The organism is Streptomyces sp. CB02009 (assembly GCF_001905825.1).
Taxonomy (GTDB): domain Bacteria; phylum Actinomycetota; class Actinomycetes; order Streptomycetales; family Streptomycetaceae; genus Streptomyces.
The window spans coordinates 243,151-256,345 of record NZ_LIVV01000008.1; the positions used below are offsets into that span (position 1 = coordinate 243,151).

Annotated in this window: 12 protein-coding genes; 8 read left to right on the forward strand and 4 right to left on the reverse strand. The window is 73.9% G+C overall.

Annotated elements, in window-relative coordinates; all coding sequences use genetic code 11:
* Positions 1-67 precede the first annotated feature (67 nt).
* Entirely contained in the window at positions 68-1,000 is a 933-nt protein-coding gene (locus tag AMK27_RS30140) for an MBL fold metallo-hydrolase (protein ID WP_073915171.1), read from the forward strand.
* A gap of 21 nt (positions 1,001-1,021) precedes the next feature.
* Here AMK27_RS30140 and AMK27_RS30145 read toward each other — a convergent pair whose 3' ends face one another.
* A complete protein-coding gene (locus tag AMK27_RS30145) occupies positions 1,022-2,404 on the reverse strand; it encodes an enolase C-terminal domain-like protein (RefSeq protein ID WP_073915173.1) in 1,383 nt (460 codons plus the stop codon).
* A 132-nt stretch (positions 2,405-2,536) separates the two neighbouring features.
* Here AMK27_RS30145 and AMK27_RS30150 point away from each other — a divergent pair, with 132 nt between their 5' ends.
* Together AMK27_RS30150 and AMK27_RS30155 are read left to right on the forward strand one after the other, a co-directional pair.
* Complete coding sequence (locus AMK27_RS30150; RefSeq protein WP_073915176.1) at positions 2,537-3,559, forward strand: phosphotransferase; 1,023 nt, start codon at positions 2,537-2,539, stop codon at positions 3,557-3,559.
* 6 nt (positions 3,560-3,565) lie between these two features.
* Entirely contained in the window at positions 3,566-4,780 is a 1,215-nt protein-coding gene (locus AMK27_RS30155; RefSeq protein ID WP_073915178.1) for an acyl-CoA dehydrogenase family protein, read from the forward strand.
* Positions 4,781-4,809: 29 nt separating this feature from the next.
* Here AMK27_RS30155 and AMK27_RS30160 read toward each other — a convergent pair whose 3' ends face one another.
* Entirely contained in the window at positions 4,810-5,403 is a 594-nt protein-coding gene (locus tag AMK27_RS30160) for a TetR/AcrR family transcriptional regulator (RefSeq protein ID WP_073915180.1), read from the reverse strand.
* Positions 5,404-5,511: 108 nt separating this feature from the next.
* On the reverse strand, positions 5,512-6,288 hold the full coding sequence (locus AMK27_RS30165; protein WP_073915182.1) for an SDR family oxidoreductase: 777 nt from the start codon (positions 6,286-6,288) through the stop codon (positions 5,512-5,514).
* 203 nt (positions 6,289-6,491) lie between these two features.
* On the opposite strand from AMK27_RS30165, the gene AMK27_RS30170 reads away from it, so the two are divergent.
* The 5 genes from AMK27_RS30170 to AMK27_RS30190 all read left to right on the forward strand — a co-directional run bounded on the left by AMK27_RS30170 (position 6,492) and on the right by AMK27_RS30190 (position 12,435).
* On the forward strand, positions 6,492-7,784 hold the full coding sequence (locus tag AMK27_RS30170) for an exo-beta-N-acetylmuramidase NamZ family protein (RefSeq protein ID WP_073915184.1): 1,293 nt from the start codon (positions 6,492-6,494) through the stop codon (positions 7,782-7,784).
* Between the two features lie 189 nt (positions 7,785-7,973).
* Complete coding sequence (locus AMK27_RS30175; RefSeq protein ID WP_073915186.1) at positions 7,974-9,317, forward strand: erythromycin esterase family protein; 1,344 nt, start codon at positions 7,974-7,976, stop codon at positions 9,315-9,317.
* A gap of 193 nt (positions 9,318-9,510) precedes the next feature.
* Complete coding sequence (locus AMK27_RS30180) at positions 9,511-10,797, forward strand: alpha/beta hydrolase (protein WP_073915188.1); 1,287 nt, start codon at positions 9,511-9,513, stop codon at positions 10,795-10,797.
* 214 nt (positions 10,798-11,011) lie between these two features.
* Positions 11,012-11,626, forward strand: coding sequence for a hypothetical protein (locus AMK27_RS30185; protein ID WP_073915190.1), 615 nt, complete (start codon positions 11,012-11,014; stop codon positions 11,624-11,626).
* 44 nt (positions 11,627-11,670) lie between these two features.
* The gene (locus tag AMK27_RS30190; RefSeq protein ID WP_079188642.1) at positions 11,671-12,435 is read left to right on the forward strand and encodes a 3-keto-5-aminohexanoate cleavage protein; all 765 of its coding nucleotides are present in this window, start codon (positions 11,671-11,673) and stop codon (positions 12,433-12,435) included.
* Positions 12,436-12,640: 205 nt separating this feature from the next.
* On the opposite strand, the gene soxR is transcribed toward AMK27_RS30190, so the two are convergent.
* Positions 12,641-13,123 (reverse strand): redox-sensitive transcriptional activator SoxR, encoded by a 483-nt coding sequence (gene soxR / locus AMK27_RS30195; RefSeq protein ID WP_073915192.1) that lies wholly within the window; start codon positions 13,121-13,123, stop codon positions 12,641-12,643.
* Positions 13,124-13,195 lie beyond the last annotated feature (72 nt).

Here is a 13,195-nt window from a genome sequence, read left to right on the forward strand (position 1 = left end):
CAAGCCGGGGAGACTCCTCCCTGTCCGATCAGGCACTCACGCCTCACCACCGGGGGAATCCCTGCCCATGTCCGCCACCACCGAGTCCCACGACGCCCGCGCTCCCCATGTGGTCACGCTCGCGCCGAACGTCCACGCCTTCCTCCAGCCCGACGGCGGCTGGTGCCTGAACAACGCCGGCTTCCTCGGCGACCCGCGCGAGTCGCTGCTCGTCGACACCGCCGCCACGGAACGCCGGGCGCGGCTGCTGCGGGAGGCGGTCCTCGCGGCGGGTCTTCCGCTGCCGGGGACGATCGTCTCCACCCACCACCACGGCGACCACACCTACGGCAACGGGGTGTTCCTGCCGGAGGCGCGGATCGTCGGCCACGAGAACTGCCGGAGCGAGCAGCTGGCGGCCGGGCACCAGCTGCATCTGCTGTGGCCCCGAACCGACTTCGGGAAGATCGACATCGTCGCGCCGTCCGTCACGTACCGCGAGCGCATGACTCTGTACGTCGGCGGGATCGAGGTACGGGTGATCCACCCGGGGCCCGCGCACACGTCGGGCGACTCGATCGTGCACCTGCCCGAGCAGGGCGTCGTCTTCACCGGCGACCTGGTCTTCCACGGCGGGACGCCGTTCCTGCCGATGGGTTCGCTGACCGGGTCGCTGCGGGCGCTCGACCTGCTGCGCTCGCTCGACGCGCCGACGGTGGTCCCGGGGCACGGCCGGGTGACCGACCCCTCGGCGTACGACGCGACCGAGCGCTATCTGCTCTGGGTGCGGGAGGTCGCGGCGGAGGGGTACGCCAAGGGGGCGACGCCGCTGGAGACGGCACGGCGGGCGGAGCTCGGCGAGTTCGCCGCGTGGCGGGAGAGCGAGCGCCTGGTGGCCAACCTGCACCGGGCGTACGCGGAGCTGGCGGGCCTGCCGGAGACGTCGCCGCTGGATCCGGTGGCGGTGTTCGGGGACATGGCGGCGATGAACGGGGGCGTGCCGGTGGCCTGCCACGCGTAGCCCTCGGGCGGGCGGCGGGGACTACCGACGGCGGGGCCGCCACTCCGGGTTCGCCGCGCGCATCGCCGCCGCGTCGTCGCGGTCCCGGTACCTCCCGTCGTCCTCCCGCCAGCGGCGGTGCAGGGTCGCCAGGGCCTCCCGGTCCAGTTCGACGCCCAGGCCGGGGGCGTCGGAGACGGCGAGCCGGCCGTCCCGGAAGACGGGGCGGGTGGTGACGACGTCCTCGGTCTGCCACGGGTAGTGGGTGTCGCAGGCGTGGCGGAGTTCGGGCAGGGTGGCGGCGACCTGGGTCATGGCGGCGAGGCTGATGCCCAGGTGGGTGTTGGAGTGCATGGACAGCCCCACGCCGTACGTCCGGCAGAGCGCGGCGAGTTCACGGGTGCGCCCGAGGCCGCCCCAGTAGTGGTGGTCGCAGAGGACGATCCGTACCGCCCCCTTCGCGAAGGCCTCCGGGACCTCCTCGAAGGTGGTCACGCACATGTTGGTGGCGAGCGGGACCTCGGTGCCCGCGGCGATCTCGGCCATCGCCCCGGTGCCGCTCGCCGGGTCCTCCAGGTACTCCAGCACGTCCGCCAGTTCGCGTGCGACGGCGAGGGAGGTCTCCACGGACCAGGCGCCGTTGGGGTCGAGGCGGAGCGGACGGCCGGGGAACTCCTCGGCGAGGGCGCGGATCGCGGCGATCTCCTGCTCCGGTGCGAACACCCCGCCCTTGAGCTTGAAGGACCGGAAGCCGTACGCGCGGTCGAAGCGGCGGGCCTGCGCGACGATCCCGGCGGGGTCGAGGGCCGCGCCCCAGTCGTCGACGGGGCCGCCGCCGGGGTGGGTGGCCCAGCGGTAGAAGAGGTAGGCGCTGTACTCGACCGAGTCGCGGACCTTGCCGCCCAGGAGGGCGTGGACGGGCAGACCGAGGGTCCTGCCGAGGGCGTCGAGGCACGCGGTCTCGAAGGCGGAGACGACGGAGAGGCGGAGCTTCTCGGCGGTACGGACGCCGCGGAGACCGCCGGCGTCGACACCGGCGTCGATCCCGGCGTCGGTGCCCGTAGCGGAGCCGGAGCCCGTGGCGGAGTGGGCGCCCGTGCCGGCGTCGGTGCCCGTGCCGGAGCCGGATCCGGTGCCGGAGCCCGCGCTTCGGCCCGGGTTCGCGGCCTCCTCCGCGAGCGCGAACAAGGCGTTCACATCCGTGACCGATCGCCCCGGCAGCGTCTCGGCCAGCGGGCGGGCCAGGTCCAGGTAGACGCCGTCACCGTACGTCTCCCCCAGTCCGCTCACCCCGCCCCGGGTGATCACCTCGACCACGAGCCGGGGCGTATACGGCTGGTGAACCCCCTGGACGTTGAGGAGAGGCGGGTCGGAGATGAGGATCGGGGTCAGCCGGACTTCGTCGACGATCAGCTTCGCATCCATATGTGAACCCTATTCATGGATGGGATCGGTGACCAGAGGACGGTGCACGGTTTCACGACTCCCCCCTGGACGACATACCGACTGGTCGGTCATCATGAACGCCGACCGAAGCCGATCCGGAGGTACGCACGAATGAGTTCCGCCCCGCCGCCAGGCCTCGACCCCGAGCAGCTGCGCCGCTTCCTCGACCGCGAGCGCCCCGGCCTGGTGTCCGGCCCCCTCGAAGCCCGGCTGATCGAAGGCGGCCGGTCGAACCTGACGTACGTCGTGACCGACGGCACGGGCCGCTGGGTCGTCCGCCGGCCGCCGCTCGGCCACGTCCTCGCCACCGCCCACGACATGCGCCGCGAGCACCGCGTCATCAGCGCCCTGCACACCACGGACGTGCCCGTGCCGGAGGCGCTGCTCCTCTGCGAGGACGACTCCGTGCTGGGCGCGCCGTTCTACGTCATGGAGTTCGTCGAAGGGACTCCGTACCGCTCGGCGGCGGAACTCGCCCCGCTCGGCCCCGAGCGCACCCGCGCCGCCGCCCTCGGCCTGGTCGACACCCTCGTCGACCTGCACGCCGTGGACCCGGCCGCCGTCGGGCTCGCCGACTTCGGGCGCCCCGAGGGCTTCCTCGACCGGCAGCTGCGCCGCTGGGGCAAGCAGCTCGACGCCTCGCGCGGCCGCGAGCTCCCCGGGATCGACGAGCTGCACGCCGCCCTCGGCCGTGCGCTGCCCGTCTCGCCCGCGCCCACCGTGATCCACGGCGACTACCGGCTCGACAACGTCCTCATCGACGGGGACGACCGCATCCGGGCCGTCCTCGACTGGGAGATGTCGACCCTCGGCGACCCGCTGACCGACCTCGGCCTGCTCGTCATGTACAGCACGCCGCTCGACCTGCCCGACTCCCCCATCTCCACCACCGCGACGGCCCCCGGGCACCCGGCCGCCGCCGAACTGGTCGAGCGCTACGCCGCCCGCTCGGGCCGCGACACCTCCGCCCTCGCCTGGTACACCGCCTTCGCCTGGTTCAAGCTCGCCGTGATCCTGGAGGGCATCCACTACCGCTGGACCCTCGGGCAGACCGTCGGCGCGGGCTTCGACCGCATCGGCGAACTCGTCCCCGTCTTCATCGAGCACGGCCTGACCACCCTTCAGGAGGGCTGAACCGCCATGGACTTCGCTTACGACGCGCGCACCGAGGAACTCCGCGGGAAGCTGCTCGCCTTCATGGACGAGCACGTGTACCCGGCCGAGCGGACGGCCGAGGAGCAGCGCGCCCTGCTCGCCTCCCCGTGGGACACCCCGCGGGTCGTGGAGGAGCTGAAGGCCGAGGCCAAGCGGCAGGGCCTCTGGAACCTCTTCCTGCCGGACGCGGAGTACGGTGCCGGGCTGACGAACCTCCAGTACGCGCCGCTCGCCGAGATCACCGGCCGCAGCCCGCACCTGGCCCCCACCGCCCTCAACTGCGCCGCCCCCGACACCGGGAACATGGAGCTGCTGGCCCAGTTCGGCGACGAGGCGCAGAAGAAGCAGTGGCTGGAGCCCCTGCTCGCGGGCGAGATCCGCTCGGCCTTCGCGATGACCGAGCCCGAGGTCGCCTCCTCCGACGCCACCAACATCGAGACCCGGATCCGGCGGGACGGCGACGCGTACGTCGTCACCGGACGCAAGTGGTACATCTCCGGGGCGATGAACCCCCACTGCGGGATCTTCATCGTGATGGGCAAGACCGACCCCGACGGCGCCGACCCGCGCCGCCAGCAGTCGATGATCCTCGTACCCCGCGACACCCCCGGCGTCGAGGTGCGGCGCGCGATGCAGGTGTACGGCTACGAGGACCACTCGCACGGCGGCCACGCCGAGGTGCTCTTCGACGACGTCCGCGTCCCCGCCTCGCACCTCATCGGCGAGGAGGGCGGCGGCTTCGCCATCGCCCAGGCCCGGCTCGGCCCCGGCCGCATCCACCACTGCATGCGGCTCATCGGCATGGCCGAGCGGGCCGTCGAGCTGATGTGCCGCCGGGCGGTGTCCCGTACGGCCTTCGGCAAGACGATCGCCCAGCAGGGCGTCGTGCAGAACTGGATCGCGGACGCCCGGGTGCAGATCGAGCAGCTGCGGCTCCTCGTCCTCAAGACGGCCTGGCTCATGGACACCGTGGGCAACCGCGGCGCGCACACCGAGATCCAGGCCATCAAGATCGCGACCCCGCGCGCGGTGGTCGACATCATCGACAAGGCCGTCCAGGCGCACGGGGCGGGCGGGGTCTCGCAGGACTTCCCGCTGGCCGAACTGTGGGCGGCGGCGCGGACGCTGAAGCTCGCCGACGGCCCGGACGAGGTGCACCAGCGGTCACTGGCACGCCGGGAGCTGAAGAAGTACCTGTAGGAGCCGGGCCGGTCACCCGCCTGCGGCCCTCAGGGCCGCAGGGCCCTGAGCAGGAGGTCGGCGAGGTGGCCGGCGACCTGCTCGGGGGTGAGCGGGCCGTCCGGGCGGTACCAGGTGGAGAGGTGGTGGACCGAGCCGAAGTGGTAGTCCACGACCAGGTCGGCGGGGGTCGCCGAGGAGAACACCCCGGCCCGCTGCCCCTCCTCGATCAGGGCGCGGAACCGCTCGTGGTAGCGGCGCCGCTCCGACCTGACCTGCTTGTTCTTCTCCGGGCTGAGGTGGTGCATGGAGCGGAAGAAGATGGCGGCGTCGTCGAGGTTCTCGATGGTGGTGACGACGACGTCGGCGGCGGCGTCGCGCAGCCGGTCCTCGACGGGCGCGTCGGCGTCCGCGAAGGCGTCGAGGCGCTCCTGCTGGAGGCGCAGGACCCGTGAGTAGACCTCCTGGAGGAGGTCCTCCTTGGAGCCGAAGTAGTGGTAGAGCGCGCCCTTGGTGACCCCGGCGGCCTCGACGATCTCCTGGACGGAGGTGCGGTCGTACCCGCGCTCCGCGAAGAGCCGGGTGGCGGCGGCGAGGAGCCTCTGGGGGACGGGCGTGCCGCTCCCTTCCGTCGTCCTGGCCATGCTCCGCCGCCTTCCTTGGTGGTCGTTCTCAGTGGTCGTACTCGCTGATGGTTTTCGGTCAGGGGAACGCGTTCCCGCCGGTAGATCTTCGCATCCGGTCGGGTCCGGCTAGCGCGTGCCCGTCTCCCAGGCCTGCTGGACGTGGTTCATGGTGCCGAGCCAGCGCTCCGGGTCGGTGGCCCGGTTGCGGTAGTAGCCGGCCACCTCGGGGTGCGGCAGGACGAGGAAGCGGTCGGCGGAGATCGCGTCGAGGAGGGCGTCGGCGACGTCCTCGGGCTCGATGGCGGTGGGGGCGAGGACGAGTTCGCCGGCCGTTCCCGCGGCCGTGAGCATGTCCGTACGGACGCCCTGCGGGCAGATCGCGTGGACGGCGAGGCCGCGGTGCCGGTAGGTGAGGGAGAGCCATTCGGCGAAGGCGTACGCGCCGTGCTTGGAGACGCTGTACGGCGCCGCGCCGATCATGGTGAGCAGCCCGGCGGCGGAGACCGTGGAGACGAAGCGGCCGCTGCCGCGCTCCAGCCAGTCGGGGAGCAGCGCGCGGGCCGCCCGGACGTGGGCCATCACGTTGACGTCCCAGGCGGCGGCCCAGACGTCCTCGTCGGCGAAGGCGTCGCCGGGCGAGGAGAGGCCGGCGTTGGCGCACCAGATGTCGACGGTGCCGCCGAGGGCCTCGCGGGCCTCTTCGACGACGGCGGAGGCGTCACCGGGGACGGCGAGGGCGCCGATCTCCTCGGCGACCGCCTTGGTGCGGACGGGGTCGAGGTCGTTGACCACGACGCGGGCCCCCTCGGCCGCGAACCGGCGCGCGAGGGCGGCGCCGATGCCTCCGCCCGCTCCCGTGACGACGACTCCGGCGCCCTGGACCTGGTTCGCGCCCTCGCTCATGGACCCACCCCTCCGCTCGGCGGCCTGTGACGGCCGCTGTGATGACCTGTGCTGACCTGCGGGACGCGGACAGACTAACCAGTCGGTATGGAAAGACGGAAGAGTGTCGGCCGCTTGCCTCGTTCCCGTGGGCGGTCAGGACCGCTAGCGTGCGTGCCCATGTCACGCGCCCCGGCCGGGGACGGCGATCGAGGAGGTTTCGCATGGGCCTGTCGCGACGGAGTCTGCTGGCCGCCGGAGGCGCGCTCGGGGCGGTGGCGGCCACCGCGCCGACCGCTTCGGCCGGCGCCCCCACGGCGGCGACGGGCTCGCCCACCGCGTCGGCGGAGGAGCGGCAGCACGGGCACGCGCGCGTGCGGACCGGTTTCGAGCGGCTCGCCGACGACGGGTACGCGCTGCTGTCCGGGGAGCGCGTCGGTGTCGTCACCAACCCGACCGGCGTCACCCGGGACGCCCGGCACATCGTCGACGTGATGCACGCCGACGAACGGGTGGACCTGGTGGCCGTCTTCGGCCCGGAGCACGGCTTCCGGGGCACCGCGCAGGCGGGCGGCTCCGAGGGGCGGTACGACGACCCGGCGACCGGGCTGCCCGTCTACGACACGTACCTGAAGAGCGGGCAGCCGCTCGCGGACGTCTTCACCGCCTCCGGCGTGGACACGGTCGTCTTCGACATCCAGGACGCCGGCGCCCGCTTCTACACGTACATCTGGACGCTGTACGACTGCATGGCGGCCGCCGCGCTCGCCGGGAAGCGGTTCGTGGTCCTCGACCGGCCGAACCCGGTGACCGGGCGGGCGGCGCTGGGCCCGGTCCTGGACCGGGCGTTCGCCACCTTCGTCGGGCGCGAGCCGATCGCGCAGGCGCACGGCATGACGGTGGCCGAGCTGGCCCGCCTCTTCAACGGCGAGTTCCTCGCCACGCCGGTCGCCCTGGAGACCGTACGGATGACGGGCTGGCGGCGCACGGACTTCTTCGACGCCACCGGACTGCCCTGGGTGCCGCCCAGCCCCAACATGCCGACGCCGGAGACCGCGCTCGTCTACTCCGGCACCTGCCTCTTCGAGGGGACGAACCTCTCCGAGGGCCGCGGCACCACCCGCCCCTTCGAACTCCTCGGCGCGGAGGGGATCGACCGGCGGTGGGCGGAGGCGGCGAACGCGCTCGGCCTGCCCGGCGTCCGGTTCCGCGAGGCGTACTTCGCGCCGACCTTCTCCAAGTTCCAGGGGAAGACCGTGGGCGGGGTGCAGCTGCACGTCGACGACCGGGAGTCCTTCGATCCGGTACGGGCCGGGATCGGGCTCCTGGTCACCGCCCGGAGCTCGTGGTCCGGCTTCGCCTGGCGGGCGGACAACTGGATCGACAAGCTGACGGGTTCGACGCGGGTGCGGACCCTGATCGACGCGGGCGCCGGGGTGGACGAGGTCGTCGGGGCGTGGCAGACGGACCTGGCGGCGTTCCGGGCGGTACGGAGGGAGTACCTGGTCTACCGCTGAGGCCGGTCGGCGCGGAGATCGGTCGCCGTGGAGCCGGGGGGTCGGCGGCGCCGGGAGGGTCGGCGCCGAGCGGGGTCGGCGCCGGTGTTCAGCGTCCCCGCGGCGGTCGCGGCGGGTGGGGTTGTCCCCATGATCGACCGGGGTGCGGGCGGGATGTCCCGGCGGCGGCCCGCCGACCAGGCTTGGCCCATGAACCTATCCAGCTCCTTCTTACGACGCCGACTGCCCCTCGTCGGGCTCCTCCTGGCCGCCTGCCTCGGCTCCCTGGCGCCCGCCGCCGGGGCCGCCGGGCCCCCGGCCGCTCCCGATCCCGCACGGGAACTCGCCCGCACGGCGGAGCCGTTCACCGATCTCCGCCCGCTCGACCGGATGATCGGCTCGGCCAAGGTCGTCGGCGTCGGCGAGGCCACCCACAGCTCGGCGGAGTTCTTCACCGCCAAGCACCGGATCTTCGAGCACCTGGTGGAGCGCAAGGGCTTCACCACCTTCGCCCTGGAGGCCAACTGGTCCACCGGGCTGCTCGTCGACGAGTGGGTGCGCACCGGGCGCGGCGACATCCGGGCGATCATGCGGGACGAGTTCCAGGAGTCGTACCGACTCTGGAACACCGAGGAGTACCTCGACCTCTTCCGCTGGATGCGGCGGCACAACCAGCTCCACCCCGACCACCAGGTCCGCTTCATGGGCAACGACCTCGGCTACGCGGGCGCGAACCTCTTCGACCGCGTGACCTCGTACGTGGCCCGCGTCCACCCCGCCCTCCTCCCCCGCTTCGAGGAGCTGTACCGGGGTTCGCGCCCCACGGGCACGGTCGAGGACTGGATGAAGGGGTACATGACCAGGCCGCGCCCTGAGCGGCAGCGGATGGCCGCCGACGTGAACACGGCGCTCGCCCTCCTGGAGCGGCAGCGGCCCGCGCGGGACCCCCGCGCGCGTGAGGCGGCCCAGTGGGCGGTGCAGCACGCCCGGGCCATCGCCCAGGTCGGCACCGAGTACGCCCACGACATGTTCACGGACGCGGGGATCGCCCAGGCCATGCTCTACCGCGACCGGGTGATGGCCGAGAACACCGTGTGGTGGCAGCGGCAGACCGGCGACCGGATCGTGCTCTCCGCGCACAACGGGCACGTCGGCTACGAGACCCCGAAGCCCGACCAGTACCCGAGGATCCAGGGCGCCTTCCTGCGCGACGCGCTCGGCCGGGACTACGTGAGCGTGGGCGCCTCCTTCGGGCAGGGCTCGTTCAACGCCCACGACACCGAGGCACCCGGCGAGCCGCTGCGGCCCTTCACCGTCGGCGCCCTGGGTCCGGACAGCAACGCCCACACCCTGGACCGGGTCTCGCCCGGCGCGTTCTACCTGGACCTGCGGCGCACGACACCGGCCGCGCGCGACTGGCTCGGCACCGCCCGGCCGACCCGCGGCATCGGGACGGCGTACCCCTGGCCGGACGCCGTGCACGAGGCGCGCCTCGCGACCTCGTACGACCTGCTGATCCACTTCCCCCGGATCACGGCGGCGCGCGTCCGCTGAGGCGGGAGACACGGACGGGCCGGCCGAGACGGTACGGAACTCGGCCACGGTCCGTCCGAAAAGGTACGCCTCCCGGTCGAGGTCTGGCCGGGGCCACGCGCGGGCATGCTGGCCCTTGAGCCGCCGCCCGCGCTGGGCGCGTCCGGGTGCGACGGCCACCTCGAGGAGAGGGGCGGGTCGGGCCGTGACCGGGATGAGTGTGGAGCCGTACCGGGAGATCACCTTCGACAAGGAGGGCGACGGGCCCGCGGGGCAGCCCGCGGCCCTCGCCGCTCTGGCCCGGCAGGGCCTCACCGACCTGGTGGTGTTCGCGCACGGGTGGAACAGCTCCCCTGCCGGTGCCACCCGGCTGTGCTCCGACTTCTTCGGGCCGTTCCCCGGTCTGCTGGCCCCCGGTGTCGAGGCCGGGTACGCGGGCGTGATCTGGCCGTCGATGATGTTCACCGGCGAGCCGGTGCCCGACTACCGGGCCCTCGTGACGGTCCTTCCGGAGAAGGAGCCGGTCCTCGACCGGCTCACCGAACTCCTCGCGACGGCCCCGGCGGACGAGGCGGCGTTCGCCGAGTTCGGCGCGCTGCTGCGGGAGCTGGCGGACGTGGCCGTCGACGGGGACGGCCGGGCGGGCGCGGCCGGTCCCCGGGAGCCGGTGCCCGCGTTCCTGGTCGCGGACCCGCTGGAGGTGTGCGCCCTGTTCACCGAGGCCTTGGAGGCGGACGCCGGCGCCGCGGGGGGCTTGGGCCAGGACGAGGGCTTCGGCGTCGTGGAGAGATCCGGCCCGAACGGGGGCTTCGGCCCCGCGGAGGGCTTCCGGGCGGGTCTCGGGCGGTACTGGAAGGGGGCCCGGGAGGTCCTGCGGCAGGCCACGTACTACGTGATGAAGAAGCGGGCCGGTCGCGTCGGCGAGTCCGGCCTCGGGCCGCTGCTCGGCGAGGTCGCCCGCGCCGCCCCCCGGGTCCGCGTCCACCTGGTCGGTCACAGCATGGGCGCCCGGCTCGTCGCGTACGCGCTGAGGGGGCTGCCGTCGGGGGCCCGTCCGGTCGCCTCCGTGACCCTGCTCCAGGGCGCCTTCTCGCACTACGCGTTCGCGACCAGGCTGCCGCACGACCCCGGGCGCGCGGGCGCGCTGCGGGACCTGCAGAACCGGGTCCGGGGACCCGTGGTGGCCTGCTACTCGCGGCACGACACGGCGCTCGGCGTGTTCTACCCGCTGGCGTCCCGGCTCGCGGGCGACTCGGCGTCGCTGACCCGGGCCGCCGGCCTGCTCGGGTCGGACGACCCGCGCTGGGCGGCGATCGGGCACGACGGCGTCCATGCGGTGCCCGGGACGGTCGTACGGCCGCTGGCGGCGGTGCTGCGCGACGGAGTGCCGGCTTCCGGGTGCGTGAGTGTCGACACGGCGGACGTGGTCCGCTCGCACAGCGACATCTGCCGCGCGGAACTCGCCCGGGTGGTGGTGTCGGCGGCACGGACGGGCAGGTAGGAGGGGGTACGGCCGCCTTCCCGAGCCGCTTCGGAAGCTCGCCGTCCGGCCGCCCGAGGCGTCCGCTCGCCTCGCCGGACTCTTCCGTTCCGCCCTTCCTCCGGTGCCTCTCGGCCCCCGCTGATGGCAGCCATCCGAATTTCGATGGAACACGGCGGGGCGCTCGTTCGTCCCTCTGATATCGCGGAACGACCAGCGACGGAGGTGGCGGGAGATGGCCGGTTTCCGGAGTCTTGCGAGACAGGTGCGCGATCCGGGGTGCGACACGGCCCTGCGCAGGTACTCGCTGCGCAAGTGTCTGGAGCGGTTCGCGCCGTACGGACACCGGGCGACGTGGGACCACCTGTGCCGCAGGCACAGGTTCGGACCGGAGGACCGGGAGCTCGACCCCGGGCGGCTGATCGCCGCGCTCGACGAGCTGGAGGAGGCGCGGGCCGTGTGGCTCGCGTACGAGGAGGAGTTCGCCGCCCGGCGGCGGCGCGAGAAACACGAGGGGCTGCGCCGGCTCGGCTCCCTCGACGACTGGCACCGGCGGGTCTGGGGCGGCAACGGCGTGGTGCGGTGCGGCGATCCGGCCGTGCACCCGTCGGACCCGCTGCCCGAGGTGCTGCGGCGGCTGATCACGGCCCTGGAGGGCGACCCGGGCGAGCGGTGCCCGGTGTGCGCGGGGCCGCGCATCGCGTGGGCCGGTCCCGGGGACACGCACGAGCCGTGGCTCGGCCCCGTCTGCGGGGACTGCGGGGTGGGTGTGCCCCGCGCGGTCCTCACCTCGGGGGCGCTGGCCCGCGCGCGCGGGGAGCGGAACCGCTCGCTGGCGTCGGCGGCGTGAGTCCGCGGGAACCCGGCGTGCCGTGGGTTCCGCCGGGGGTGCCGGTGCTGCAGGTCTGCCTCAACGGAGCACGGGGGCACGGCGATTCGGCGGCGGTGCCGATGTCGCCCGAGTCGCTCGCGGAGTCCGCCGCGCGGGCGGTGGCGGCGGGCGCGGGCGAGGTGCGGGTGCATCCCCGGACGCCCTGCGGAGGCACGTCGCTCTCGCCCCGCGTGCTCGGCCCCGTCCTGGCCTCGGTCCGGGCGGCGGTGGGCGGAGGCGTGGGGGTCACGACGGCCGCGGCCGCCGAGCCCGACGTAGGACGCCGGGCGGAGCGGATCCGGTCCTGGGAGGTGCTGCCCGACCTGGTGTCGGTCGACTGGCACGAGCCCGGGGCCGAGGAGGTGGCGGCGGTGCTCCTGGAGCGCGGGATCGGGGTCGAGGCCGGGCTCTGGGCCGGTAGCGACGGGCGGGAGCGCTTCGCCCGCTCGCCGCTCGCGCCCCGCGTACGACGGGTCCTCGTGAAGGTCCCGTACCCGTCGGCGGGGACCGGGGCCGAGGAGGCCTCGCGCGCCGTCCTGTCCGGCCTCGAACCGCCGCCCGGCGTCCCGGTGCTGCTGCACGGCGAGGACGCCGGCGCCTGGCCGGTGCTGCGGCTCGCCCGGCGGCTGGGCCTCGCCGCCAGGATCGGTCTCGAGGACACCGTGCTGCTGCCGGACGGCACCTGGGCGCGCTCCAACGCGGAGCTGGTCGCCGCGGCCCTCGCGGGCCAGGGGCGTCCCGCCGATCGCGCCCGGCTCGCGGGGTCCGATCGGCAGGGCAACCCCTAGGGCGAGGCCGGTCCGATCGGCGGGGCACCCGCTAGGGCGAGCCGGTCGGATCGGCAGGGAACCCGTCAGGCCGAGCCCGGTCGGATCGGCAGGGAACCCGTCAGGCCGAGCCCGGTCGGATCGGCAGGGAACCCGTCAGGCCGAGCCCGGTCTGGTCGGCAGGGCACCAGCTAGGCCGAGCCCGGCCTGACCGGCAGCCCGCGCCCTAGGCCTCGTCGCCGTCCGGGGCGGGGTTGCGGACCGGCAGCAGGCGGGAGCCCGCCATTCGCTCGCCGAAGGCGTCGTCGGGGTTGGACAGCACGCAGGTCTCCAGGGAGAGGCAGCCGCAGCCGATGCAGTCCGTCAAGTGGTCGCGGAGCCGGCCCAGCTGCTTGATGCGCTCGTCCAGCTCGGTGCGCCAGGCCGCCGAGAGCCGGGCCCAGTCCTCGTTGGTGGGGGTGCGCTCCTCCGGGAGCTGGGCGAGGGCCTGACGGATCGTCGCCAGCGGGATCCCGACGCGCTGCGCGGCGCGGACGAAGGCGACCCGGCGCAGGGTGTCGCGGCCGTAGCGGCGCTGGTTGCCGGTGGTGCGGCGGCTGCTGATGAGCCCCTTCGCCTCGTAGAAGTGGAGGGCGGAGACGGCTGCCCCGCTACGGGCGGAGAGCTGGCCGACGGTGAGCTCGTGGATCTTCTCTGGAATCTGCGGCACCCCAGGACCCTACTGGTCCGTTGACAGCGGCCTCCTCACCCCACATGCTGAGCAAGCGCTTAGATACCGACC